Consider the following 26,649-nt stretch of genomic DNA (forward strand, 5'->3'; position numbering starts at 1 on the left):
TAGTAAAATAGCCCATCTACTTATTAGATGGGCTATTTTATTACTTTTATTGAGTTTTTGCCTTAACTGACTGGCATTAGCATATAGCAGGTTTTTTTATTACCAAATTATAGATATTAATACAGGTAACTTACATCCTAGACTGCTTGTAACAGAGCTAATATGCTAAACTTAGTACTTAATATAATTTTTGTAAAATTCTATAAATATAAGTTAGATAAGCAACAGTTTTTCGACTAAAAACTTTACTAACTAAAACTGTGCTAACTAAAATTGTTATCGTATTAATTACAAAAATAACTAAAAGTATTCAAACACTATGAAAACACAAATTGAGCCGCCTACTACCGAACAATACATTACTTATGCTGTCGATGCGATTCGTACCGAGCAAAACGCTCTTGAGCTGTTGATACAACAGTTAGATGAGAGATTTGTCCAAGCCTGTGAGCTTATCCGTAATTGTAAAGGGCGAGTGGTGGTCACGGGAATGGGCAAATCAGGTCATATTGGTCGTAAAATTGCTGCCACTTTTGCGTCAACAGGCTCACCTGCCTTCTTTATGCATCCTGGGGAAGCGGGACATGGTGATTTAGGTATGCTTGTGCCTGGAGATGTATTGCTGGCTATCTCTAATTCAGGGGAGTCTGATGAGATTAAGACTTTATTGCCTGTGGTTAAACAGCTATCTATCCCTTTAATTAGTATTAGTCGTGATAAACGAGGTATGTTGCCCAAGTCAGCAGATGTGGCTTTAACTTTAGGCGCCTCTGAAGAAGCTTGTCCTTTGGGTTTGGCTCCTACCTCAAGTACTACTGCGACTTTAGCACTTGGTGATGCCATTGCCGTTGCTTTGGTTCATGCCCGTGATTTTACTTCAGAAGATTTTGCTTTATCGCACCCTGCCGGCGCTTTAGGTCGTAAGCTGCTAATGCGAGTGAGTGACTTGATGCATCAAGCAGAAAAAGATTTACAACTTCCTTTGGTGAACACGGACACCACTCTGCACAATGCGCTGTTTGTAATGACCAGTGGTCGTTTGGGTATGGCTGTGGTAGTAGATGATAATAATAAAGTGGTGGGGATCTTTACCGACGGTGATCTACGTAGATGCTTAGAGAAAAAGATTGATTTAGAAACTCCTATGTCTCAAATCATGACCCCAAATCCAAAACAGGTCTCAAAAAATATGAGAGCCTCTGATGCGCTTAGTGTAATGAATGAAAAAGCCATTAGTCAGTTACTGATTGTCGATGATGAGCAGCAGTTAGAAGGTGTCATTAGTATTCATGACTTATTACAGGCTGGTGTAAGTTAAAAACGTCGTTCATTGATACTTCAGTGTTGTAATCTACTCAGTGTTTTTTTAATAAATAGAAGGCAGTTATGCAGGATTTAATTCAAGCAGCATCGAAAGTTAAATTACTGGTATTAGATGTGGATGGTATCTTATCTAATGGTCATATTATCTATGATGCTAATGGGGTAGAGACCAAGTGTTTTAACGTAAAAGATGGCATGGGCGTCAAATCGGTTAAATTAGCAGGGGTAAAAACTGCTATTATTACCGGTAGAAGTAGCGCTATGGTCAATCAGCGTGCTAAAGAAATGGGCATTGATTATGTGATTCAGGGACGTGATGATAAGCTTGATGCTCTAAAGCAGTTACTTCTTGATTTGCCTATTGAGCTTGAAGAATGTGCTTACATGGGGGATGATTTACCTGATATTAAAGCCTTACAATCAGTAGGTTTTTCGGCCACTGTTCCCAATGCTCATTCAGAAGTATTAAACCGAGTGATGATGGTTACCACTAATGTGGGCGGTGAAGGTGCAGTACGAGAAGTGTGTGACTTAATCCTAAAAGGTCATGGCAAGTATCAAGAGTATATCAGTCAATACGTCCTTGATTAGTGTCTTAATAATCTCCATCTAATAAATTATCAGCTTAATTGGCCATAATTGGTGGTTATAAAGAGGTGTAATGAATACCCGGTTTCTGTTCGTAATTTCACTATTGATAGCCATGTTTGCGGTTTGGTTTTATAAAAACCAAGGCGATCTAGACGAAATTTTAAATATGTCTACCACCAATATTGAGTATGAAGCTACTGATATCTTAGCAGTCCAGACTAATGAAGAAGGGGTGGCGGAGTATTCACTCACTGCCGATAATTTAACCCACTATTCAGACCAGAATTTCGATAAGCTAGTGGCAATGAAACTTAACTGGCGCCCTAGTAGCAGCCAAAATGTGATGATTAATGCTGATGAAGCGGTCATGTATCACGAGCAATCTAAAGTGGTGATGACCAATAATGTGCTTTTTTCTAGTCAGTCAGATGCCAATACACAAGCAGCAAAACCGCCGATGAAGTTGGTTGCGTCTGAACTGATTGGAGATTTGGAACAAAACAAAGTCTTTAGTGAAAAGCCCATTAAAGTAACCCAGGCCAATAATAGCTTTGAGTCTTCAAGTTTTGTGGCTGACGTAAATAATGGCGAATATGAATTCTCCAATGTTGCAGTGACTTTTATGCCTCCAGCACGTAGAGACGTCCCCTTATTCTAAAGAAAAATTATTAAATCAGATCTGTTAAATAATCGGTTAATTAAAAAAATGGTAATTTGTTAAACCAAATTTGTAGGAACTAAACTGTGAATAAACGCTCTAATACACAAGCGCTAATCAACTCAAATCAATATTTAAACACCCTCAAAGAGATGGGCTTACCTATGCTAAATTTACCCAGAGTTGCCTTATGTGCTACTGCAGTAATAGCCTCAATGGCCGCTTTCCAAGCCAATGCACTGCCTTCAGATGCGCAGCAGCCTATACGCTTATTGGCCGATAAAGCTACCTATAGTGAGCGGACTGGGGTAACCTCCTATTCAGGAAACGTTACCATTACTCAAGGGACCTTAAAGCTGGCTGCAGATAATATTACCGTGAATTTATCAGATGGTCGTAGTATCCAATCCGCTGTTGCTACAGGCCGTCCAGCCACCATGCAGCAAGTGGTTACCAAAGAGAAGGGTCTAGCTAAAGGTCAAGCCAATAAGATTGATTATAATGCCCAAAATGGCATTGTCACTTTGACAGGTAATGCTAAGTTAACCCAAAATGGCGCTAGCTTTGCAGGTAACGTGATTCGCTATAGCCTAAAAGTGGGTGATGTTGAGGCCACTTCAGGGGGCAGTCAGCGTGTTGAATTGATTTTCCCACCGAGCCAGTCAAACAGTCGTACAGGAATTAGATAGACCATGAGTAATTCACAGCCCCCAATCCACTCTGATTCAGAGCAGGATTCAAAGCAAAATACAGCCATCACTTCAGGTGCTCAACCTGAGTCAGACGCTACCCAGAGCTTGATTCCCGAAGCTTCTAATACAGCTTTGACCATGCGCAATTTAGGTAAGCGTTATGGTAAGCGTTGGGTGGTGAAAGACGTCTCTTTTAGTGTTGAGCCTGGACAAGTGGTTGGTTTGCTTGGACCGAACGGAGCGGGTAAAACCACCAGCTTCTATATGGTGGTTGGCTTAGTCAATATGGACAAGGGTGTAGTGAGGCTTGGTAATCAAGATTTATCTAAGTATGCCATGCACGAACGGGCTAGGGCGGGGATTGGGTATTTACCCCAAGAGGCGTCGATCTTCCGTAAGCTGACGGTCGAAGATAATATTATGGCTATCCTAGAGACCCGAAAAGATCTGGATAGAGCGGCACAAAAACAAGAGTTAGAAAAGCTAATCTCTGACTTTAGTCTGGCCCACGTGCGCCATTCCTTAGGAATGAGTGTCTCTGGTGGTGAGCGCCGTCGCTGTGAAATTGCTCGTGCCTTAGCGGCTAATCCAAAGTTCATTTTATTAGATGAGCCGTTTGCTGGAGTAGATCCAATTTCTGTGAGCGATATTAAAGAGGTTATCATCGCGTTAAAGCATAGAGGTATCGGGGTTCTGATTACCGACCATAACGTGCGTGAGACCCTAGCTATTTGTGAACATGCTTATATCGTTAGTGAAGGGGCTATCATTGCGCATGGTAGTTCAGAAGAGGTGTTGAATAACAGCTTAGTTAAAGAGGTGTATTTGGGTAAAGATTTCCAAGTCTAGCAGACAGTAATCACTTAATGATTTAAACGCTTAGCAATTTAACCGCTTTGCTATTGATCATCCTCCTTAATTACCTAATCTTAAAGAATGGCTGGCTGAAATAGGCTGGCCATTTTTATCTTGTCATTTATAAGGGATCCCTATTATGTCCAAATCAAAAACCAGCTTTGTTTGTCAAAATTGTGGGGCACACTTTGGTAAGTGGTCTGGACAGTGCTCTGATTGTGGCGAATGGAATACTCTGGTTGAAGCACCCAATGTGTCTATGCCTCATCATAAAAAATCTAGCAAGCCGTCAGTATCTACTGGTCCCAACTTAGGCGCTATCGCAAAAAATGATAGGATGAACTACTCAGGATCTCAAAGTGGGGTGGTCACACTGGGGTCTGTGAATGTCACTTTTGATACTAGATTACCTACGGGTATTATTGAATTTGACCGGGTGTTGGGCGGCGGATTGGTTGCTGGTTCAGTAGTACTGATTGGGGGTGACCCTGGCATTGGTAAATCGACAATCTTGCTGCAAACTGCGGCCAATATGGCAAATCCTGAATCTTTGGCAGGCAGTGCTTTATATGTAACTGGTGAAGAGTCTTTATCACAGGTGGCCATGCGCGCTCAGCGCTTAGGGCTATCAAGCGATTACTTAAAAGTGATGACCGAGACCAATGTTGAAACCATCTGTGCGGCACTGACTCAAGAGCAGCCTGCTGTGGCGATCATTGACTCTATTCAAACCATCTATACCGATGCCATTAATTCAGCGCCTGGTGGGGTAAGTCAAATACGGGAGTCTGCGGCCATGTTAACCCGCTATGCCAAGCAGACAGGTACGGCCTTATTTTTGGTGGGTCATGTGACTAAGGAAGGAACGCTGGCTGGTCCCAGAGTATTAGAGCACATGGTAGATACCGTATTGTATTTTGAGGGACAGTCAGACTCCCGATTTCGTATGATCCGCGCCGTTAAAAACCGTTTTGGGGCGGTCAATGAGCTGGGCATTTTTGGTATGACGGATACCGGGCTAAAAGAGGTGGCTAATCCTTCGGCTATTTTCTTAAGTCGCTACGATAAACCTATCTCAGGCTCCGTGGTAATGGTCAGTCGTGAAGGGACTAGGCCATTATTGGTAGAGGTACAGGCATTGGTGGATGATTCAGCCGGTCAACCAAGACGTATGGCATTGGGTCTAGATCCACAGCGCTTGGCCATGCTTCTTGCCGTTATGCATCGACATGGGGGAATTCATACCAGTGGTCAGGACGTTTATGTGAACGTGGTGGGCGGGGTTAAAGTGATGGAGACCGGCTCAGACTTAGCAGTGCTATTAGCCTGTGCTTCGAGTATTAAAGAAAAACCTTTGCCATCCTCTTTGGCCGTATTTGGTGAGGTAGGACTGTCAGGGGAGATTCGTCCGGTACCTAATGGGCAAGAGCGTCTTAAGGAGGCCATGAAGCATGGCTTTACCCATGCTATCGTGCCCAAGGCCAATGCCCCAAAAAATCTGATGGGGCAGTTTAAAGGAATCAATGTCATCACGGCCGACCGTCTAGACGATGCCATCGATCGGGCGTTCGAACTTTAATGGCATTTGTCTTAGTAGTATTTATAAAAGTGATGTACTGGGCCATGACCTTGACCCACGTTTAAAGTATCGGCTTTACTTAATGCACCCGTCAGGTACTGTTTGGCTTTATCACAAGCAGTATATAAGCTATCGCCTTGGCCCCAAAAAGTTGCAATCGCTGCTGATAAGGTACAGCCGGTGCCGTGGCTATTCTTAGTATTGATGCGCTCTCCTTCAAACCAGCTCAACTCACCTTCAGCACACAATAAATCTGGAGATTGTTCACTGCCCGCTAGATGGCCTCCTTTTAAAAATGTAGGTACTTGCAGGCGCTGAGCTTGTTCAATCATTTGTTCCCGACTGGTGGCTTCAGCAGTTCCCAATAAGTCAGCCGCTTCTGGAAGGTTTGGGGTAATAAGCCCTACCTGAGGGAGTAAAACATCTCTTAAAGCTGCTACAGAGTCAGCATCTAATAACCGATCGCCACTCTTGGCTACCATAACGGGATCTAATACAACTTTGCTAGGCTGGTATTTGGCTAAAGCTTGGGCGACGCACTCAGTTACCTGCGCATTACCTAGCATGCCAATTTTGACAGCATCTACTTGGACGTCTGAAAACACTGAGTCAATCTGGGCTCGAATCATCTCAAGCGGCATCATTTGGATTTTTTGTACCCCTTGCGTGTTTTGGGCCACAACGGCGGTAATAACACTCATCGCATAGCTACCATTAGCACTAATGGCTTTAATATCTGCCTGAATCCCAGCCCCACCCGTACAGTCTGTGCCAGCGATTGTCAGTATATTGGTAATCATGCTTACTCTCCTTCATTATGGTTCTAATTATAGTTCTACAAGTTATTGTGCTAAAAAGTGTTGTTGTAATAAGTTTTGCGCGGCAAGTTTAGGCTGATCAGAGGCGCAAATAGCTGATACCACTGCGATACCATCACAGTGAGTTTGATATACTTTGCGGGCATTGTTTAAGTGGATACCCCCAATAGCAACAGTAGGTAATAAGCTGGCTTGTGCCAAATTATCAAGCCCTGAAATACTTAGGGGGCGGGCGTGATTGGGTTTGGTGTCAGTTGCAAATACTGGACCTAGACCAAAGTAATCAAGCTGATTTAGGTGATGGTCATGAGCATGTTGCAATTGAGATAAGGTGTTTATGGATAAGCCTAACCAAGCGTCAGGGCCCAATATTTGTCGGGCTTCAGTGACACTAAGATCGCCTTGGCCTATGTGAGCGCCGTCAAGATTTGCTTTTTTGGCAATATGTACCTTATCGTTGATGACTAAAGGCACTCTACCTGCGATGGCTTCTTTTAGTTCACACGCCATCTGATAAAGTTGCTCATCATCCGCCTGTTTGTCTCGAAGCTGGACAAAGGTGACGCCGCCATCGATGGCCTCACAGACTGTTTCAATTAACCCCAGTTTTTGGCACATCACCCTATCTGTCACCAAGTATAACTTTAGAGCTGAGCCACTTTTATCTATCACAGCATTTGAGTGAGCTGAGGAAGTTTGGTGTTGAGTATCAATAGTATTGGAAGCATTAGCTGCGCTAGTCATGATGAGGTTACTCGTAAATGATCGATTAGGGTTTGAGCTTCAAGGTTATATAAAGCATCTAAAAAATGGAGATAAAAGCTGCCAGGGCCTTGGGCCTCCTGTGCAGCCAACTCTCCAGCTTGACCGTAGTAGCATAAGGCGGTGGTAGCAGCGTTTAATAATGAGCTACTATTAGAGTTAGAATCTTCTGTTTTTAAGGTATTTGCGCCGATAAAGCCGGCTATTAACGCTGTTAAAGCGCAACCTAAGGCAGTCACTTGGGTCATCATTGGATGACCATGATTAACTGAGTAGCTGTGAGTACCATCAGTGGCCCAATCTATCGCCCCAGTAATGACTACTACTTTTGCATATTGGGTGAGCTGCTGAGCGGCTTCCTTGGCTCGATCCACGCTGTCGCCACTGTCTGTTCCTTTGGTACGACTGCTCATTCCTGCCAATGCTAATATTTCAGACGCATTACCTCGAATAACATCTGGCTTAAATTTTAAGAGTTCAGTACAGGCTTGCTGCCGAAAGGAGCTTGCGCCCACGGCTACAGGATCAAGTATCCAGGGAATACTTTGAGTATGAGCGACCTCTACTGTGGCCAACATGCTTTGTAAAGTGGTGTGGGTCAGAGTGCCAATATTTATAGCAAGAGCTTGGGCTAATTGAACAAACTCGGGGGCTTCATTAATATCATGCACCATTGCAGGAGAGGCACCGGCAGCCAGTAATACATTGGCAACGGTATTATTGGCCACATCATTGGTGATGTTATGTACTAAAGGGGAGGTGTCTTTGAAGGTGGTGAAACAGTGGTGAATAAGGTCGGATCGCATATTCCCTCCATATGGATAAAGAGGGCGTGAGAAACACACAGCAAAACAGTAGAGGCCTTAAAAGAATTGGCTCAGACTACTGCAACTGCTATACACTCCCTACGCCAGTATAATCTGGATCAGGTTCAAAGGGTGCATCTCAGCCATAGGGCGCCCCTGTGAATAACATTAATTATCTTTGGTAAAACATCATAACCAACTTACAGCCCAATCACAAGTTAAGATAATAAAAACAAAAAAAAAGACCTGCAGTGCAGATCTTTCTTACTCCATACTCAATTAAGAGTAGGCAGAGTTTATAAGTTCAAAGGAGTAGGGGTAACGGATGTTGCTTGGCCACTAATTAAGGAGAACCTACTCTTTCAATGGTTACGTTAGCAATACCACGGCTAACCAAACCAATTTGCTTGGCAGCAGCATAAGATAAATCTAACACACGGTTGCCATGGAAAGGACCGCGGTCATTTACTTTTACTACTACGCTCTTACCATTACCTTTGTTGGTCACTTTTAGGTAAGTGTTAAAAGGAAGAGAAGGGTGAGCTGCGGTTAATGAGTTCATATCAAAGCGTTCACCACTGGCAGTCTTTCTGCCGTGGAATTTACCACCGTACCAAGAGGCACGACCACTTTGTTTGAATTTGTTTACGGCATTTGAAGCCACTAAAGTTAAATGAGATAAAACATCCTCATCATCTTGATTGGCTTTGCTAGAGCCTCGATTACTAATCAATGAGCTGTTTGTAGAAAGCGTTGATGGCTCAAAAGAAGTTTGGAGTAACGAGGTGGGTTGATTTTGTTTACGTGCTAACTCGTTGAGGACACTGTCGATATCGCTTGGGCTTTTGACGCTAAGAGCTTGCTTTGATTCAGTAGCTTGAGCTAAGTTACTAGCTCCTACCATGCAGGCTAATGCACATAAAGCTGATGAGAATTTCTTCATAATTGCCTCGTAAGCATTTATCTATTGTAATAATGCCACAAAAGATCATGCATTTACTATTTAAATAATACGTAATTAAAAACTTAATTAACAAAGTAATGAGAGTGATAAATCTCTGTGTAAATTATTAACAGAGACTGTAAAACAGTAGTGACTAAAGATACACACAAAGTGTCACAATTTGATTTGTAAATGTAGTTCGTTTGTAACTTAACATTAACCAATGTGAATATGCAAGTGACGCTAGAGTTCAATTATCGGAGAATATTTATCAATATTTTCTTGAAGCGCTTGTAAACAGTGAACTCTAGCGGATAGGGCGGGCAGTATAAATAATTGTTAAGTTCTAATAATTATTCATAAATTACTTCGATGATTTCGAATTCAACCAAGCCACTTGGGGTTTCGATACGGGCTTCATCCCCTTCTGACTTACCAATTAGCCCACGAGCAATGGGAGAGTTAACCGAAATTTTATTGTTTTTAAAGTCGGCTTCATCATCACCAACAATTTGATAGCGCTTTTCTTCTTCAGTATCTAAGTTTTCAATCACAACAGTTACTCCGAAAACCACACGGCCTTCACGAGGTAAGGTTGCTGGATCAATAACTTGGGCGCCTGATAATTTGGCTTCGATATCCCGGATACGAGCTTCACAAAAGCCTTGCTGCTCACGAGCTGCATGATACTCAGCATTTTCTTTTAGGTCGCCATGTTCACGAGCTTCAGCAATGGCTGCAGTAATACGGGGACGATCTACAGTCTTGAGTTGTTTAAGCTCTGCCTCTAACGTAGCATGTCCTTGCGGAGTCATAGGGTAACGTTGCATATCATCTTCCTCATATACATATATAGATGAACGATTAAATAAAAAAACACCCCAACACCCTTAATTAAAGGTGCTGTAAGTGCATAATTTAGGATAAGTTTTGTTCTGTAGGGAGTTAGGCCTCGCTACAAAGCTTTATTTCTACTGACTTAAAAAACTGGCTTGAAAAAGCCAATGGCTTATAACAAAAATTGCTAACCGAAGCCTTCGATTAGCAATTGATAAAAATAAGGGGTATAAATTAGCGAGTACAACCTGAACTTACTTTAAATAATAGCCTATTATAAGCATTTAATTAAGATTGTACCGCTAATTTTTGTTACTTAGCTTTTAACTAGCCGTTATTAGCAGCCAGCTGGGCTTGCTCATGTAAGGTTTGAAGTTTATAAACCTCAAAAGGAAGCTTAATAGCGTAAGACTTACAAACCGCTTCTGCTGCCCCTAAAGTGGTGACATAGAACACCTTGCTTTGTAAGGCGTTACGACGGATTGAGAAAGAGTCTTCCTGCGCTTGCTTGCCCTCTGTTGTATTGATAATAAGGTCAATTTCGCCATTTTTCAAGGCATCGACCACATGAGGACGGCCTTCAGTGACTTTATTGATACGCTTACATTCAATACCTTGTTCAGTCAGATATTGCTCGGTGCCCGCAGTAGCCACAAGATTAAAGCCATAGTCGACTAACTGCTTAGCAACGGCAGCAATGCCTGGTTTATCGCTATCGCGTACTGAAATAAAGACCGTCTTATGCTCACCTTCTTCTGGCAGACCTGGTAGATGCTCGTTAGTACCGATAATACTCTTATAGAAAGCTTCACCAAAAGTCTTGCCGACACCCATAACTTCACCAGTAGATTTCATTTCTGGGCTTAAAATAGGGTCAACGCCTGGGAACTTAGCAAACGGGAAGACCGATTCTTTCACTGCGAAGAACGAAGGTTTGATTTCTTTAGTGAAGTTTTGCTCTTGTAGCGACTGACCTGCCATACAACGAGCCGCTATTTGTGCCAATGAGGTGCCAATACACTTAGACACAAAAGGAACAGTACGCGCAGCACGTGGGTTAACTTCCAAAATATAAACCGTACCGTCTTTCACAGCAAACTGAACGTTCATTAAGCCCACCACGCCAAGCTCTTTGGCCATAGCGATGGTTTGTGTACGCATCTCATCACAGATCTCATCTGATAATGAGTAAGGCGGTAGTGAACAGGCTGAGTCACCTGAGTGAACACCCGCTTGTTCGATGTGCTGCATGATACCGCCAATAACCACTTCATTGCCATCACTGACACAGTCCACGTCAACTTCAATGGCATCATCTAAGAAACGGTCTAGTAGTACAGGCGCCTCATTCGAAGCTTGTACTGCAGTACGTAGATAGTGCTTTAGCTCTTCTTCGTTATAGACGATTTCCATTGCGCGGCCACCTAAAACATAGGATGGACGGACAACTAAAGGATAGCCCACATCTTTGGCTTTCACTAAGCCGTCTTCCATGCTAGTCGCTAAGGCGTTAGGCGGCTGGATTAGGTTTAGCTGATGGATCATGTGCTGGAAACGCTCACGGTCTTCAGCGCGGTCAATAGCGTCAGGTGAGGTACCAATGATGTTAACCCCAGCTGCTTCTAGAGCACGGGCAAGCTTCAGAGGCGTCTGACCACCGAATTGAACGATAACGCCTTCTGGCTTCTCAATACGTACGATTTCTAACACGTCTTCTAGCGTGATAGATTCGAAGTATAAACGGTCAGAGGTGTCATAGTCGGTTGATACCGTCTCTGGGTTACAGTTGACCATAATGGTCTCATAACCATCTTCACGCATCGCTAATGCAGCGTGCACACAGCAGTAATCAAACTCAATACCCTGACCAATACGGTTTGGACCACCGCCGATGACCATAATTTTCTTGTTATTGGTTGGGTTGGCTTCACACTCTTCATCGTAAGTTGAGTACATGTAAGCTGTTGAGGTAGCAAACTCAGCGGCGCAAGTATCCACACGCTTATAAACCGGGAAGACTTCTAAATCCCAACGCTTTTTACGCAGCTGCTTTTGTGATACGCCTAGCAGGGTGGCCAAACGTAAATCTGATAAGCCTTTACGTTTAAGCTTGCGTAAGTTCTTAGCGGTTAGGCCACCAAAGCCTAGCTGTTTAACTTGTGCTTCAGTTTTAACCATGTCTTCAATCTGAACTAAGAACCAGGGATCAATATTGGTATAGCCAAACACTTCCTCTACACTAAAGCCTAGACGGAAAGCGTCTGCAATATAGAAGATGCGCTCAGGAGTGGGTACGGTTAAGCGTTGTTTAATTTCATATTTAACTTTATCTTCGCTGATTTTTCCTGCTTTTAAGGCAGCAAAATCGATTTGCTCATCAAAACCGTCAGCGCCTGTCTCTAAGCCACGTAGTGCTTTGTGCATAGATTCTTGGAAGTTACGGCCAATAGCCATCACTTCACCCACAGATTTCATCTGAGTTGAAAGAATGTTGTCTGCTTGTGGGAATTTCTCGAAGTTGAAGCGAGGAATCTTAGTCACAACATAGTCGATTGAAGGCTCAAAGCTGGCTGGAGTTTGACCGCCAGTGATGTCGTTTTGAAGCTCATCTAAGGTGTAACCTACGGCTAACTTAGCGGCGATTTTGGCAATAGGGAAGCCAGTCGCTTTAGACGCTAAAGCTGATGAACGAGACACACGAGGGTTCATCTCAATCACGACCATACGGCCTGTTTTTGGGTTCACGCCAAATTGTACGTTTGAGCCCCCAGTTTCCACCCCAATCTCACGTAACACAGCCAATGAGGCATTACGCATGATTTGATATTCTTTGTCAGTGAGGGTTTGTGCTGGTGCGACTGTGATTGAGTCACCGGTATGCACGCCCATAGGGTCAAAGTTTTCAATCGAGCAGATGATGATACAGTTGTCGTTTTTGTCACGTACTACTTCCATCTCATACTCTTTCCAGCCGATTAACGACTCGTCAATCAATAACTGATGAGTAGGGGATAAGTCAAAGCCGCGTTCACAGATTTCGATAAATTCATCACGGTTGTAAGCAATACCACCGCCTGAGCCGCCCATGGTAAATGAAGGACGAATGATACAAGGGAACCCAAGCTTGGCTTGAATTTCAAATGCTTGTTCCATGGTTTCAGCAATTTCAGCACGAGGACACTCAAGACCAATACGCTTCATAGCTTGGTCAAACAGGTCGCGGTCCTCAGCCATTTCGATGGCTTCTTTGGTGGCGCCAATTAGCTCAACATTGTATTTTTTTAGCACCCCGTGCTTATCTAAATCTAGTGCACAGTTTAGAGCGGTCTGCCCACCCATGGTAGGTAAGATAGCATCAGGACGCTCTTTATCGATGATTTGCTCAACCGTTTGCCAAGTGATCGGCTCGATGTACGTGGCATCCGCCATAACGGGGTCAGTCATGATGGTGGCTGGGTTTGAGTTAACTAGGATAACTCGATAGCCCTCTTCGCGAAGAGCTTTACATGCTTGAGCGCCAGAGTAATCAAACTCACAAGCCTGGCCAATGACGATTGGGCCTGCGCCAATGATTAGAATGCTTTTGATGTCGGTACGTTTTGGCATAAGTCTCTCTTTTATATAATTAGTTCTGCGTAAGTTCTTTAGCAATCCGATTAAGACGGCGGTTTAAGCTTGTTTGGCTTGTTGCATCATCTCTGCAAATTTATCAAATAAGGCCGATGATTCATTAGGACCAGGGCTGGCTTCTGGATGGCCTTGGAAGCTAAATACTGGCTTATTGGTTAGCTCAATACCTTGGTTGGTACCGTCAAATAAAGAGCGGTGCGTTGATTTGATGTGGGCAGGCAAGCTGTCTTCATCTAAAGCAAAACCGTGGTTTTGACTGGTAATCATCACCACTTTTGTCTTTAAGTCTTGCACCGGGTGGTTGGCACCATGATGACCTGTTTTCATTTTCATGGTTTTAGCACCGCTGGCTAAGCCAATGATTTGGTGACCTAGGCAGATACCGAAAGTTGGGATATCCGTTTCTTCAACAAGATGACGCACGTTTTCGATGGCGTAGTCACAGGCTGCAGGATCGCCAGGACCATTGGATAAGAAAATACCATCTGGATTCATAGCCAGCACGTCAGCAATAGGAGTCTGGGCGGGAACCACAGTCACTTTACAGCCTCTATCTACTAGCATGCGCAAGATGTTGGTTTTTGCCCCAAAGTCATAAGCCACCACGTCAAACTTAGGCTCGATATGCTCACCTAGCTTTTTGAAATAGCCACCGGTTTCACTTTCAGTGACGCCATGTACGCCGCGGTCTGCAAGCTCCCAAGTCCCTTCAGTCCAGACAAAGCCTTCTTTGCTTGAGCATTCTTTGGCCAAATCTAAGCCTTCAAGGCCGGAGAATTCATTAGCAAGCTTAATGGCTTGTTCAATGTCAGCATCGGTAATGGTTTCACCATTTGAGGCAGTGAAGATACAGCCATTTTGTGACCCTTTTTCACGAAGAATACGGGTTAATTTACGAGTATCAATCTCAGCAATGGCAACTGTCTCATGACGCTTAAGATAATCTACTAAGCTTTCAGAACTGCGGAAGTTTGAAGTGGTCATAGTGATGTCACGGATAATTAAGCCTTCAGCCCAAACTTGATGTTTGCGATTGATATCACCAGACTCGCCATCCTCAGTGTTGGTTCCTGTATTACCAATATGAGGGTAGGTTAGGGTAACGATCTGTTTGGCATAGCTGGGATCAGTTAGGACTTCTTGATATCCTGTCATTGATGTATTAAACACCACTTCACCGACGCGACTCCCTGCTGCACCTATTGAGATGCCACGGAAGATGCTGCCATCAGCTAAAGCTAAGATAGCCTCGACTTCATTTACGCTATTATCTATTGTGTCTTGGTGTATACCCATATTCCTACCCTTTAAATTCGTGTTTATCATGACCTGACATTGGTTAAAGTTGCGACCGATTGAGTGCTATAAAAAATGAGTGTTGTCAAATTTTAGCCACAAAAAAGCGAGTAAGACAATAACAGAAAACAACAATATCACTAAAGTAATGGTCATTAGTGATTGTTGCTAACTGGGTCATGTCTACTCGCTTAGGCACAGATTTCGCGTATTATACAAAACCTTACTCTAAATGGCTAGGCAATACTAAAAATAATAAATAAATATCTCGTTTGACTTCTCTAAAATTAATATTGCCTAAGCTAAAGCTGATATTTTCTATCCTAAAACCTGATACTGTCTGCCCTAAAATCTATAGTGCATTGCCACTTGATAGGATTCAGGGGCTAAGTTGGCACTGATGATCAGATCATCGTTATGATAACTCTTCGTTAAAAACATACTGCTCGCCACGCCTAGTGCAGCCCCTGCCAAAACATCTGTGGTGTCATGTTTATCAGCATCAATACGACTATAGCCCACGAACGTTGCCCCGACATAGGCAGGGATACTATATTCTAAGCCGTAGCGTTTATGGATAAAGCTGGCCCCCTGAAAAGCAACTGAAGTGTGTCCTGAGGGAAAAGAGTCATTATCACTGTGATCAGGGCGCTCTTTATCAATCGCTTTTTTCAAACCATAGGTTGCCACCGCATTGGTTGCAAAAGAAGTATAAAACTGCTGACGACCTTCAGGGTCATCCATATAAAAGGTGGAACCATAGGCAATCGCAGGAATGGTTACCGCAATAATATCGCCTGCAGTTTCTATATCTGATTTGGCATAAGCGGGGGTAACTGCCAATGCCGAACCGGATAATAATAAAGCAGTGATAACAGAGTTTTGCTTATTTAGCATCTATCAGCTTCCTAATGAGGGCTAAGTTGTGGGGTTTTAAGTCTAAATAAAAGTTTTTTATTGGGTGCTTTCTTGACGTTTTCTATATTGGATAGAGTTATATAAAGACAATCCAATAAAGGCCACACCTATGAGACCAGTGACTAATTCAGGCACATGGAATTTCATAGACAACAGCATAATAATTGCCAACGCGCCAATGGCATAGTGCGCGCCATGCTCAAGATAAACAAACTCACTTAAAGTGCCTTTGTCCACTAGGTAAATGGTCATTGAACGCACAAACATAGCACCGATGGCCAGACCTAACATGATGATAATCACATCGTTAGTAATGGCAAAAGCACCGATTACGCCGTCAAAGCTGAATGAGGCATCTAAAACTTCTAGATAGATAAAGCCGGCGATACCCCCTTTTAAGATAGTAGAAGAAACACCAGCGGTATTGGTAATGACATTGCCCTTTGCATCGGTAATCACCTCATCTTCATCAGAATCGGTGCCACCTTCAAGTAGGCTAGATAGTACGTTGACCCCAAGGTAAACTAAGATACCCCAAATACCTGCAATTAAGATGGCAGGCTCTTTTGCTTCTTCTACCCAGCTTAATGAAATCATCAGTACCACTATGGCCACAAAAGTGCTCATGGCATCAACTTTACTAAAGCGGGTTAGCTTGCGCTCAAACCAATCAAACCAATGCACCTCTTTATCACCAAAGATAAAGGTTAGGAATACCAATAATAAGAACATGCCCCCAAAAGCTGAGATTTCAGCATGGTGAGCATTTAGATGGGCCGCATATTGTGCAGGCTCATTGATCGCTAATTGAATGACTTCCATAAAGCCTAACTTGGCTGTGACTGCCACAATAACAATTGGGAATACTAAGCGCATACCAAATACTGCGACTAGGATACCCACAGTTAAGAATATTTTTTTCCAGAAGTCATTCCATCCTTTAAGGATAGAGGCGTTAACCACCGCGTTATCGAAGGACAAGGAAATTTCCATGATGGCTAAGATAGCGGTAATCGCAAGGGCGGTCATTAAACCACTGACACCCCCGTGTGAGAATCCCCACCAAGCAGCGACGACTAAACAGACAATGGTAAATATAAAATCGAATAAGAAGTGACGCATAGATCATCCAGTAAAAGGGTTATTCGTTGAGGTTGATAGTGACCTATTAATCATTTGGCTCGTTAATAGGTCAGATGCTAATAAAACAACAAATAAGTGAGTTATTACTAAACTAGTAATAGATAAATACAATATTAAGATGTGATAATAACATGGTAAAAAAATACAATAAATTGACTTATGCATAAATGCTTAGATAATGGCTCTTTGTGAGAACAAAAACTAGCCAACAGCGTAGGATACAGTCATTTTATTAAATTTTAAGTAAATTAATGCTAACCTAATGACTTCTAATATTATTAATTTCTAATACTATTAATTTTTAATGCTCATGACTGTCATCAAAAGTTATTAATAATAATATAAAGATAGTATTACTTAGTTATGACTTAAGCTGTGATTCAGTGATCATATAAGAGCCAATTATTTTATAAAAGGATGTTCCCATGATTTTTAAATACTTAGAGAAAACCCCACAATTTGCCACTCCTTTTCAAGGGTGGGTGGCAGACAGTGCTCAGGTTATTGGTGATGTTTATTTAGGTCATCAGGCCAATGTTTGGTTTGGTGCTGTCATTCGCGGAGACAATGAGCGTATTAATATTGGTAACTATACCAATGTGCAAGAAAACGCGGTCATCCATACTGATGCAGGGATTGAGGTCAATATTGGTGATTATGTGACCATTGGCCATTTGGCGATGCTACATGGTTGTAGCGTGGGTGAAAATAGCTTAATTGGCATTGGTGCAGTGGTTTTAAATAACGCTAAGATTGGCAAAAACTGTATTATTGGTGCCAAAGCCCTGGTCACTGAAGGCAAAGAGATTCCAGATAACTCATTGGTGATGGGTTCGCCAGCTAAAGTAGTGAAAACTTTGAACGATCAGCAGGTAGCTATGCTGAAGATGTCAGCATTACATTATACTCAAAAGGCTGAACAGTTTAAGACGGGCTTACAACAGATTGAGGCACCGGAATAGCCTTTAAAAATAGACTTTCAAAGAAGACAGACTTTTAGACAATAGGTTTTAGTTAACAAGTTCATATTAATATTTTGGGTAAAGAGGGTGAGGGGCTAGATGCAGAATCAAGCAGCGAACAGTTCGCTAAATAATCAAACAGAGGCGGTAAATAACAGTAAAGAATTGGCTTTATTCGACTTAGATCATACCTTGCTAGATGTGGACAGTGATTACCTATGGGGTGAGTACATTGTCAAAAACGGCCTGGTTGATGAGGCGCAATATAGAACTGCCAATCAAAGATTTTACGAAGAGTATATAGCGGGTACTTTAGATGCCACTGAGTACAATGAGTTTGTAGCAGACTTCTTAACCACATTGACGTTATCACGACTGTTTGAGATTCGTGAGGATTACATCAAGACTGAAATTGAGCCTCACATTCGCCCCAAAGCCATCAGCGCCATTCAGCATCATATTGAAGCGGGGCATGATGTGGTCATTATCTCGGCTACCAATGATTTTGTGGTATCAGCTATTGCTGAGCGTTTTGGTATTGAAGCGGCGAATGTGTTGGCCACCCCGCTTGAAGTCAAAGACGATCGCTATACTGGGAAATTAACCGACAAACCCAACTTCAAAGAAGGTAAAATATACCACCTTAATAAATGGTTAGAGGCCAAAAAAGAGCAGGGCGTAACTTATAGTAAAACCTATGGTTACTCTGATTCAAAAAACGATCTTCCCTTACTAGAGTGGGCCGACATGCCGGTGGCAGTGACCCCAGATGAAGTATTGTATGCCCATGCTTTAGCCCACAACTGGGCGGTTGAGGATTGGTCTATTTAAGCTACTTTGGCCTTAATCAGACACTATAGTTTTAAATTTTTGGAATATTTATGGAAATTAACCAGTACCAAGAGCAAATTAAAGATTTAAGCGAGCGTTCAAAGGACTTACGGAGGTATCTTTGACTTTGATGGTAAGTCAGAGCGCCTAGAAGAAGTCAATCTTGAGATGGAGAGTCCAGAGCTTTGGAACGACCCAGAGCGTGCGACTCGAATTAGTAAAGAAAAAAGCCAACTTGATGGCATTATCAACACCATCACTGGTCTTGAGACTACCCTTGAGGACGCAGCGGCTATGCTTGAGTTGGCAGTAGAAGCCGATGACGAAAGCCTACTGGTTGATGTACAAACTGAGCTCAATACGGCACAAGCCAAAGTCGAAGATTTAGAATTTAAGCGTATGTTCGACGGTGAAATGGATGCCAATAACTGTTTCGTAGATATTCAATCTGGAAGTGGCGGTACTGAAGCTCAGGACTGGGCAGAGATGCTACTGCGCATGTACACGCGTTGGTGTGAATCGCACGGGTTCAAAGTTGAGATTATTGAGGTATCAGCAGGTAGTGTGGCTGGGATTAAGTCTGCTTCGTTCAAGGTGAGTGGTGACTATGCCTTTGGCTGGCTACGTACCGAAACCGGGGTGCACCGTCTGGTGCGTAAGTCTCCGTTTGATAGTAATAATGGGCGTCATACCTCATTTGCTGCGGTATTCGTGTCGCCTGAGATTGACGATGATTTTGAAATCGACATTAATCCTGCGGACTTACGTATCGATACTTATCGCTCAAGTGGGGCGGGTGGTCAGCACGTAAACACCACCGACTCAGCGGTACGTATTACCCACGAGCCAACGGGTACCGTGGTACAGTGTCAAAATGAGCGCAGTCAACACGGCAACAAAGCGACTGCTATGAAAATGCTACGCGCTAAGCTGTATGAGCTTGAAATGCAAAAACGGATGGAGAAACAGCAAGCCGTTGAAGACAATAAGTCTGATGTGGGCTGGGGCAGTCAAATTCGCTCTTATGTGTTGGATGACTCGCGCATTAAGGACTTGCGTACTGGCGTTGAAACCTTTAATACCGGTGCTGTACTTGATGGCGATTTGGATCAATTTATTGAGGCTAGTTTGAAGGCAGGGCTGTAGTAGTTTGCTTAATATATTAATTTTTTATTCATTAACTATTAAGTATAATTAAGCAAAATTAAGGTGATATACCTATTCAATCGACGGGTAATTATTGTTAAATGGTCTGAAGGTGGATCGAAGCCCATTCAACAATAATTACCCGTCGTATCAAAAATTTTCTATGCGTAAGTTCAGTTATTTTCTATTTTAATGCAAATTTAGCTGTTTTCAATCTCAAGCAAAGGATGTAACACTTGCTGCAGCCCATATTCTTCAATGCTACCGGTAATAAAGTCAGCACGCTGTTGTAAGGCTGGCTGGCCATCTCCCATAGCAATGGCATAGCCTACCGCATCAAACATCTCTAAATCATTAAATCCATCGCCAATGGCCATGGCCTCACTAATATCTATATCAAAGTGTTGGCAGACATCACGTACCCCTCGCTCTTTGGAGGCATCGATGGGTAAGATATCGCCGCCAATTTGATGCCAATGAACCAGCTTTAATCCAAACTTTGCAAAATCAACTTCCTGCATTCTTCTTTCATCGTCTTTAAAGAATACTGAGCATTGATATACCGGATTGCTCTTGTAGTAATTGGGATCGATGATTGAGCTGGGGTTGCTGGCAATGAACGCTCGTATTTGCTCATTGTCATTGGCCCAGGCCAAATGAGTGTCTGAGTCAAACTTATGAATCAGGTGATCTTGGCGACACAGCTCATCGATTTTAGCGGCCTGCTGCAGTGTTAACGGGTAATGACTGATGATGCCTTCTTTATCAAAGCTGTACTGACCATTGGTACAGACAATCGCATCAAAAACACCGGCCTCAAATAACCCTAAAATATCTTCAGGTATGATTGCTTTCGAACGACCAGTGGCAATCACCAGTTTGATATCAGTATTTGATAACCGCTCTAAGGTGGTTTTATTATGCGGTGCAATGACTCCGCCACGGCTTAAAGTGTCATCAATATCAAAGAAGATAATTTTTGGAGTAAATGGAACCGGAGAGAGATTTACGGCAGTTGCCAAAGTCTGAGTCATGGTTATCCTATTGAAAGTGTACAAAAGTTTATCTAAAAGCTTAGAGTAATAGGCGGTATTAGCTAGGCTACTGAATCATCAGATAGTAGTTGGTGTAATAAATCAATTTGGTTGAGTCGATTCAAGTTTAATGAAAGCGTGCTTACCTCAGCGAAGCTGTCTTGTAATAACAGGGATTTGTAGCTGGGCATCTGGTGTGCCACTCTGTTCAATAAATCTTGCGGGCAATGAGTGATTAGCTGCTTGAAGGCTTGATAAGACTCTTCATAATAACCAAGTTTATAAGCGTTAATACACCACTCATAAGCGGACCAATATTGATAAATATTTTTGGCTAAAAATAAGCGATTACCTGTGGGCATAGGCAGCTGTGCCGCTTGGCGGCCAAAAACATACGCCAAATCGCTATGCCTATTCCAGCTGTGTCTTCGCGCTATGTGATACCAACACTCGGCACGCTTGGGGTCATGAATGATGCCTTGCTGCCAACAATAGAGGGCTTGATCGAAGTCCTGCTTCTTTTCATACAGCAAGCCCAATTCGACATAGCTGCAATATCTTTCATCGGCCCAGCCCGCTTCAATTGCTACTCGCTTTTTATACCAGTCAATTGCTTCATCTATCATGGCGGCATCCCTATAGGACTGTGTACAATAGAAAGCATAACGGGGCAGTAGGTCAGCGTCTTCAGCGGCTATAAAAGCGTCTTTTAATAACTGAGCATCTTTTTGATACTTGTTTTCATCTAGGCTACGGTTGCCCTTTCTACCAGAGATAATGGCATAGTCGCCTTGAAGTTCCGCTACGGTTTCAGAGCGATTGCATTGAAGAAACTCGTGTAATACCCCTCGCCAGCTATAGCTGCCGTCATTTTTTATAATGAGTTTACGCAAGTATTTTATGGCACCAGATTCACTGGTGAACTGTAGCATATAGCTATCGGGCCCACTTTTTGGATCAAGATTTGGTAAGGTTATCTCACCAGTTACCTGATCATCAGCATCAAATATCAATACATAGTCACTTTTACCTAAGCATTGCTTTAAAGTCACATTTCTATTGTGACTAAAGTTCTGCCAAGGTTCTTGATAAATATGTCCATCGATGCCTTGTTTCTCAAAAAACTGCTCAATTAATTCAATAGTATTGTCACTTGAGCCAGTATCACAGATGGCCCAATAAGTAATGGGAAAGTGTTGGCAGATATTTTGTAAAGTGGTTTCTATGATGTGGCTTTCGTCTTTCACAATCATATTTAAACAAAGTGACATTGAATTACCTTAAAATTATTATAAATACATTCCGTTGCTTGCCGTTTGAGCCGGATAAATCTTAATAAACTTGTTAATTAAGTCAGTCGCTTCTCGTAGCCGTTACTTCTAAGTATAGACACAGTTATTTTGCATAGCAACAATAGTAGCTTTATAGCCACGGATAACATAAAACCTGTGTAATAATGCCAATCGACTTATTGTGTTTCATGTAATGTGATAGACAAAGCTTAAGGTGGCTTTTAAACTTCTTTTTGTTGAATCGAAAATAAGAAAGAAAAATAACTCATTTGGAATTTATTTGGAGAAATAAGTGGGAACTATAGCTTTGGTCTGTTTTGTCATAGGCTTTATTATTCTAGTCTTTTATGGCATTCAGCTTATCATTATTGCGTTTAGAGAGTCGACAGCTTGGGGATTGATATATTTATTTGTGCCTTTTGGTAGTCTTTATTACGTGGTAACGCGCTGGCAGAAATGCAAATCCCCTTTTCTAAAGTCGCTGCTGGCTTTGCCGTTCATCTTCTTTACCTTCTATGTAGTCACCACTGGAGCAGGTGGCCCAGGCTATGAAATGATTGATACTTTACCTTAGTCTTGATGCCACAAAATATTGACATCAGCAATGTTCAGTTAGTATGCCCGCAATGGTCCGCCTATATATAAGGTATAATCGAAAATAACTGAATAAGTTTTGAGTCTTTTTTTGCTAATAGTTACCAAAGGCAAAGACAGTCACTAAGCTTTTCTTTCTTCACTTTTTAAGGTCTACTGATGATTAATACAAAAATATACCGAGCGATTTATAATTTAGCTGAAGAGTTGTTAGAAGCCGATAGTAAAGAGGATCAAGCTCGCTTTGATCAGCTGTATGCTGAGTTAAAAGCCATTTGTGAAGACAATGAAGGCACAGACAAAGATCATCCCGAGCAGTGGGAGACTTTGGCAGATTTTACTGCGGATTTGGATCAAGCCTTAGTAATCTACGACAAAGCTTTGGCTAAGGCTACTGAAATTAATTCAAAAGACCACCTATCCTCTATCGCCTTTTCAATGGCCGAGCTGCAGCTTGAGATGGGCGAGAAGGAGGCAGCCATTGAGAGCCTAAAAAATGCCAAAGTCGCTGCCAATAAAATCGAAGATAAAGAATTCAAACAAGAAATCGATGCCTTGCTTGAAAAACTATTGGCTCAGTAAATAGACCTATAGAGCCGTTATGATTTATCATATTTAATCATAAATAAAAAATAAATAAGCCACTAAACCCATAATAAGGATGCCACTTTGGACCGCCTAACTCTACCCACAGTCCCTAATATTGATAACCCAGAACTTGCCGCTAAACTGCAGTATTTGTTAGATGATAAAACCAAGCCACCTGGGTCTTTAGGACGCTTAGAGTCTTTGGCAGTACAAATTGGGCTTATTCAAGGCAGCACTGCACCAAAGATTGAAAGTCCCCACATTCGGGTTTTTGCTGCCGATCATGGATTAACCAAACATGGTACCTCCGCTTTTCCCAGTGAGGTAACTGCACAAATGGTGCTGAACTTCTTAAATGGTGGAGCAGCCATTAATGTCCTGGCTTGTCAGCACAATATCGAACTAAAAGTGGTCGATGCTGGGGTGGCCACTGACTTTGCAGAGTTTGGGGTGGCTAACCATCCGCAGCTGTTAGATTACAAAGTACGTATGGGTAGCCGAGATGCGCTTACTGAATCGGCCATGAGTAGCGAGGAGTGTGTGCAAGCACTGCAATCGGGTATGGAGGTCGCTAAGCAGCTTGAAGGAAATCTGTTTATCGCAGGTGAAATGGGTATAGGCAATACTTCGGCAGCCAGCTTACTGCTTGCCAAGCTAGAAGATGTGCCTATTGCCGAGTGTATTGGGCGAGGGACGGGGCTAGATGATGCTGGATTGCAGCATAAAATTAAGGTGCTTTCCGATGTGCTACAGTGTCATGAGCAGGTCACCACACCGCTTGAAGTATTGGCTAAAGTGGGCGGGCTAGAGATTGCCATGATGGCCGGTGCTTTTATTCAAGCTGCCAGTGACAGGCGTATCTTATTAGTAGATGGGTTTATTGCCAGTAGCGCACTACTGGTGGCTGAACGTTTGGTACCAGGAGTAGTTAAGTTTGCAATATTCGCCCATCATTCAGTAGAACCTGGACACAGCAAGATGCTTGCAGCGCTGAATGCCGAGCCCTTGTTGGGTTTTAATATGCGTTTGGGCGAGGGCACGGGGGCAGCTCTGGCTTATCCTTTACTGCAGTCTGCCTGCGCCATTATCAATGAGATGGCAAGCTTTAGTGATGCAGGAATTAGCACTCAAAGCGAGTTAAGTATACAAGAAGATATTGCCCCAATTACAGACACTAAAGATGGGCAATAAAGCAAATGTCTCTTAAGCAGGAATGGCGTCTGCTACTGGTCGCCACTCAATTTCTTACTCGCATTCCGGTCAAGCTTGATGACTATCAGCCGCAGTGGCTACACCAAAGCAGCCGCCATTTTCCAGGGGTAGGGCTAATGGTGGGCGTGCTTTGCGCTGTCGTTTTTTGGGCAATAAGTTTGGGTTTTTCGCCTTGGGTTGCTGCTATTGCCAGTACTGCGTTTGGGATAAAGCTTACTGGCGCCTTTCATGAAGACGGGCTAGCCGATACTTGTGATGGACTAGGCGGTGGGCTGACCCGAGAGCGGACGCTAACCATCATGAAAGACTCTCGCATTGGTACATACGGCACGTTAGGTTTGGCCTGTGCTTTACTATTAAAGGTGAGTCTTCTAGCCACGATGCCGATAATGACAGCGGTAGTCGCTTTGATTATCGCACACAGTGCTTCGCGGCTACTGTGTACCTCACTTATAGTGCTACTGCCTTATGGCGGTGAAATAGAGCATGCTAAGGCCAAGCCCATGGCACAGCAAATGACTTTAGCCCAGTGGCTGGCAAGTGGGATTTGGCTGTTATTTGTTGCGACTATTTTATTTTTATTATTGCCACAAGCAATACAACAAATCACCGTGCAGCAGTGGGTACTGGCTTTAATCTTTGCCCTATTGGGGGTAACTCATATGTACCGGCTGCTTAAAAGACGCTTGCAAGGGTATACCGGAGATGGCTTAGGCGCCACGCAGCAAATTACTGAAATTGCCATTTATGCTGGTCTAGCGGCCAACTTTACGGGATAGATTTTTCTTTTATGGATCTATATATTTGGCGCCATCCTAAGCCTGAACAGGTAGAAGGGCTGTGCTTTGGCCAAAGTGAAGTGTCGGTCGATAGGCGTAAATTAAAGCGACTGGCGCACCAAATCCAGCGTTTTGTCAGAGTAAATCAGCTGCCTAAGCAGATTTGGGTCAGCCCATTACAGCGCTCTAAGCAAGTAGGAGAGTATTTAGTAGCTCAAGGCTTTGAGTGTTATGTCGATGAACAGCTTCTCGAGACCCATTTTGGCGTTTGGGAAGGCAATCCCTGGTCAGAGATTAGCAAAGAGGAAATTGATAGCTGGTGCGACAATTTTGCTGACTTTGCTCCGACTGGTGGTGAGAGTTTAAGACACTTGTTTCAGCGAGTGGCTGCCTGGATTGAGCAGCAAAAACAGCGAGAAGCTCAAGCTACACTGAATACTGGCAATAAACTTGAAGAGAAACGAAAAGCTTACGATAACCCTAAAACGGTGTTGTTGGTGGGGCATGCTGGCTGGATTAATACCGCAAAACTAATTCATCAAGGTCAATCGGTACCCATAAAGGCGATACATTGGCCGCGTCCTGTGCGTCACGGCCAACTGACCCATTTAAAGTTTTAGTTTTGCTGACGTGACCGCTGATTTTGTACTTCAATTTGCTCTTCGATAACATGGCCATCGGCATGATTCTCAATATGGTTTTCGATGCGAGTTTTGACCAAAGCAAACCAATACGCAGGCCACTTTTGATTCGGTTTAATATTATTGACCACCAAAGCCACGGCTATTAAAGCCAGTGAGCCTGCCAGTACCGGTACCAATAAAAAGTCCCAGTCATAAGTTATTTCATTGGCAGTTAAGAGCACCACCAGTGTCGTCGCCCCAGCAGGGGGATGGATGCACTTATACAAATGCATTAAAAAAATAGAGATGCCCACTGCTAAAGCTGTGGTAAACGCTGAAACCCCCACATATTTTAGAATCACCAGTCCAACAAATGCTGAGATAAGGTGACCAAATATCACATTACGAGGTTTGGCCAAAGGTGAATGTGAAACAGCAAAAAGTAGAACACAAGTCGCCCCAAAGGGTGCCATAATAAATTTGTTACCGGTAAGCTGGCTTAACTCTAATAGAATAAATATCCCTAAAGTTCCGCCTATTAAAGAGCGTAATAAATCTATAAAGTTTGCATTTTCAGGAAGCTTTTCTGCCCTATCAAATAAAAAATGCATTAATCAAATCCCCAGATTGCTAAATACTTTTCTATGACCTATGGTCTAACCTTAGAATTACTCAGTTAAATAACTTTTTGATGAGTATTATTAATTGGATTAGCCGATACTAGCATAGGTACTGCC

At 42.8% G+C, this 26,649-nt stretch carries 25 protein-coding genes, 1 pseudogene and 1 riboswitch; of the genes and pseudogenes, 14 read left to right on the forward strand and 12 right to left on the reverse strand.

What is annotated here, in order from left to right:
- Positions 1-319: 319 nt before the first annotated feature.
- From A1019T_RS05705 to radA, 6 genes are all read left to right on the forward strand, one after another.
- Positions 320-1,318 carry a KpsF/GutQ family sugar-phosphate isomerase gene (locus A1019T_RS05705; RefSeq protein ID WP_077450810.1) on the forward strand — a complete coding sequence of 333 codons (999 nt, stop codon included), beginning with the start codon at positions 320-322 and terminating at the stop codon, positions 1,316-1,318.
- 68 nt (positions 1,319-1,386) lie between these two features.
- A complete protein-coding gene (locus tag A1019T_RS05710; protein WP_077450811.1) occupies positions 1,387-1,914 on the forward strand; it encodes a KdsC family phosphatase in 528 nt (175 codons plus the stop codon).
- A gap of 70 nt (positions 1,915-1,984) precedes the next feature.
- Positions 1,985-2,572 (forward strand): LPS export ABC transporter periplasmic protein LptC, encoded by a 588-nt coding sequence (gene lptC, locus A1019T_RS05715; RefSeq protein ID WP_077450812.1) that lies wholly within the window; start codon positions 1,985-1,987, stop codon positions 2,570-2,572.
- A 215-nt stretch (positions 2,573-2,787) separates the two neighbouring features.
- Positions 2,788-3,261 (forward strand): lipopolysaccharide transport periplasmic protein LptA, encoded by a 474-nt coding sequence (gene lptA / locus A1019T_RS05720; RefSeq protein ID WP_077450835.1) that lies wholly within the window; start codon positions 2,788-2,790, stop codon positions 3,259-3,261.
- Between the two features lie 141 nt (positions 3,262-3,402).
- On the forward strand, positions 3,403-4,113 hold the full coding sequence (gene lptB, locus A1019T_RS05725; protein ID WP_095532572.1) for an LPS export ABC transporter ATP-binding protein: 711 nt from the start codon (positions 3,403-3,405) through the stop codon (positions 4,111-4,113).
- A 145-nt stretch (positions 4,114-4,258) separates the two neighbouring features.
- On the forward strand, positions 4,259-5,698 hold the full coding sequence (radA, locus tag A1019T_RS05730; RefSeq protein WP_077450814.1) for a DNA repair protein RadA: 1,440 nt from the start codon (positions 4,259-4,261) through the stop codon (positions 5,696-5,698).
- An 11-nt stretch (positions 5,699-5,709) separates the two neighbouring features.
- On the opposite strand, the gene thiD is transcribed toward radA, so the two are convergent.
- The 9 genes from thiD to A1019T_RS05775 form a co-directional block, all read right to left on the reverse strand.
- On the reverse strand, positions 5,710-6,498 hold the full coding sequence (gene thiD, locus A1019T_RS05735; RefSeq protein ID WP_077450815.1) for a bifunctional hydroxymethylpyrimidine kinase/phosphomethylpyrimidine kinase: 789 nt from the start codon (positions 6,496-6,498) through the stop codon (positions 5,710-5,712).
- A 42-nt stretch (positions 6,499-6,540) separates the two neighbouring features.
- Positions 6,541-7,260, reverse strand: a complete 720-nt coding sequence (gene thiE, locus A1019T_RS05740; protein ID WP_077450816.1) for a thiamine phosphate synthase — start codon at positions 7,258-7,260, stop codon at positions 6,541-6,543.
- Entirely contained in the window at positions 7,257-8,084 is an 828-nt protein-coding gene (gene thiM / locus A1019T_RS05745) for a hydroxyethylthiazole kinase (protein ID WP_077450817.1), read from the reverse strand. The genes thiE and thiM overlap by 4 nt, the downstream gene beginning before the upstream one ends.
- A 79-nt stretch (positions 8,085-8,163) precedes the next feature.
- A riboswitch (TPP riboswitch) is annotated at positions 8,164-8,252 on the reverse strand.
- A 175-nt stretch (positions 8,253-8,427) separates the two neighbouring features.
- On the reverse strand, positions 8,428-9,027 hold the full coding sequence (locus A1019T_RS05750) for a septal ring lytic transglycosylase RlpA family protein (protein ID WP_077450818.1): 600 nt from the start codon (positions 9,025-9,027) through the stop codon (positions 8,428-8,430).
- 353 nt (positions 9,028-9,380) lie between these two features.
- Entirely contained in the window at positions 9,381-9,857 is a 477-nt protein-coding gene (gene greA / locus A1019T_RS05755) for a transcription elongation factor GreA (protein WP_077450819.1), read from the reverse strand.
- Between the two features lie 334 nt (positions 9,858-10,191).
- Positions 10,192-13,470 (reverse strand): carbamoyl-phosphate synthase large subunit, encoded by a 3,279-nt coding sequence (gene carB / locus A1019T_RS05760; protein WP_077450820.1) that lies wholly within the window; start codon positions 13,468-13,470, stop codon positions 10,192-10,194.
- A gap of 63 nt (positions 13,471-13,533) precedes the next feature.
- Positions 13,534-14,790, reverse strand: coding sequence for a glutamine-hydrolyzing carbamoyl-phosphate synthase small subunit (gene carA, locus A1019T_RS05765; protein WP_077450821.1), 1,257 nt, complete (start codon positions 14,788-14,790; stop codon positions 13,534-13,536).
- Positions 14,791-15,135: 345 nt separating this feature from the next.
- Entirely contained in the window at positions 15,136-15,687 is a 552-nt protein-coding gene (locus tag A1019T_RS05770; protein ID WP_077450822.1) for a phosphatase PAP2 family protein, read from the reverse strand.
- Between the two features lie 57 nt (positions 15,688-15,744).
- Complete coding sequence (locus A1019T_RS05775) at positions 15,745-16,830, reverse strand: DUF475 domain-containing protein (protein WP_077450823.1); 1,086 nt, start codon at positions 16,828-16,830, stop codon at positions 15,745-15,747.
- Positions 16,831-17,276: 446 nt separating this feature from the next.
- Between A1019T_RS05775 and A1019T_RS05780 the strand changes: the two genes are divergently transcribed.
- The 3 genes from A1019T_RS05780 (at position 17,277) to prfB (ending at position 19,790) form a co-directional block, all read left to right on the forward strand.
- Positions 17,277-17,813, forward strand: a complete 537-nt coding sequence (locus A1019T_RS05780; protein WP_077450824.1) for a gamma carbonic anhydrase family protein — start codon at positions 17,277-17,279, stop codon at positions 17,811-17,813.
- 99 nt (positions 17,814-17,912) lie between these two features.
- A complete protein-coding gene (locus tag A1019T_RS05785; RefSeq protein WP_077450825.1) occupies positions 17,913-18,644 on the forward strand; it encodes an HAD family hydrolase in 732 nt (243 codons plus the stop codon).
- 50 nt (positions 18,645-18,694) lie between these two features.
- Positions 18,695-19,790, forward strand: a protein-coding gene (gene prfB, locus A1019T_RS05790) for a peptide chain release factor 2 (RefSeq protein ID WP_143514089.1) whose coding sequence is annotated in 2 segments (ribosomal slippage) — positions 18,695-18,766 and positions 18,768-19,790 — 1,095 coding nt in all. Because the reading frame shifts where the segments join, the coding sequence is not laid out codon by codon here.
- A 200-nt stretch (positions 19,791-19,990) separates the two neighbouring features.
- On the opposite strand, the gene A1019T_RS05795 is transcribed toward prfB, so the two are convergent.
- On the reverse strand, positions 19,991-20,824 hold the full coding sequence (locus tag A1019T_RS05795) for a Cof-type HAD-IIB family hydrolase (protein ID WP_077450827.1): 834 nt from the start codon (positions 20,822-20,824) through the stop codon (positions 19,991-19,993).
- Between the two features lie 62 nt (positions 20,825-20,886).
- Entirely contained in the window at positions 20,887-22,095 is a 1,209-nt protein-coding gene (locus A1019T_RS05800) for a glycosyltransferase (RefSeq protein ID WP_077450828.1), read from the reverse strand.
- Positions 22,096-22,408: 313 nt separating this feature from the next.
- Here A1019T_RS05800 and A1019T_RS05805 point away from each other — a divergent pair, with 313 nt between their 5' ends.
- From A1019T_RS05805 to A1019T_RS05825, 5 genes are all read left to right on the forward strand, one after another.
- Positions 22,409-22,690 (forward strand): hypothetical protein, encoded by a 282-nt coding sequence (locus A1019T_RS05805; RefSeq protein ID WP_077450829.1) that lies wholly within the window; start codon positions 22,409-22,411, stop codon positions 22,688-22,690.
- A gap of 179 nt (positions 22,691-22,869) precedes the next feature.
- Positions 22,870-23,292 carry a Replicative DNA helicase gene (locus A1019T_RS05810; protein ID WP_077450830.1) on the forward strand — a complete coding sequence of 141 codons (423 nt, stop codon included), beginning with the start codon at positions 22,870-22,872 and terminating at the stop codon, positions 23,290-23,292.
- 87 nt (positions 23,293-23,379) lie between these two features.
- On the forward strand, positions 23,380-24,489 hold the full coding sequence (gene cobT, locus A1019T_RS05815) for a nicotinate-nucleotide--dimethylbenzimidazole phosphoribosyltransferase (RefSeq protein ID WP_077450831.1): 1,110 nt from the start codon (positions 23,380-23,382) through the stop codon (positions 24,487-24,489).
- A 5-nt stretch (positions 24,490-24,494) separates the two neighbouring features.
- Entirely contained in the window at positions 24,495-25,289 is a 795-nt protein-coding gene (gene cobS / locus A1019T_RS05820; RefSeq protein WP_077450832.1) for an adenosylcobinamide-GDP ribazoletransferase, read from the forward strand.
- 11 nt (positions 25,290-25,300) lie between these two features.
- Positions 25,301-25,909, forward strand: coding sequence for a histidine phosphatase family protein (locus A1019T_RS05825; RefSeq protein WP_077450833.1), 609 nt, complete (start codon positions 25,301-25,303; stop codon positions 25,907-25,909).
- Positions 25,910-25,995: 86 nt separating this feature from the next.
- Here A1019T_RS05825 and A1019T_RS05830 read toward each other — a convergent pair.
- Positions 25,996-26,523: pseudogene (locus A1019T_RS05830) on the reverse strand (HPP family protein); the annotation flags it as partial.
- Positions 26,524-26,649: the final 126 nt, after the last annotated feature.

The organism is Psychrobacter piechaudii, from assembly GCF_900162825.1.
Taxonomy (GTDB): domain Bacteria; phylum Pseudomonadota; class Gammaproteobacteria; order Pseudomonadales; family Moraxellaceae; genus Psychrobacter; species Psychrobacter piechaudii.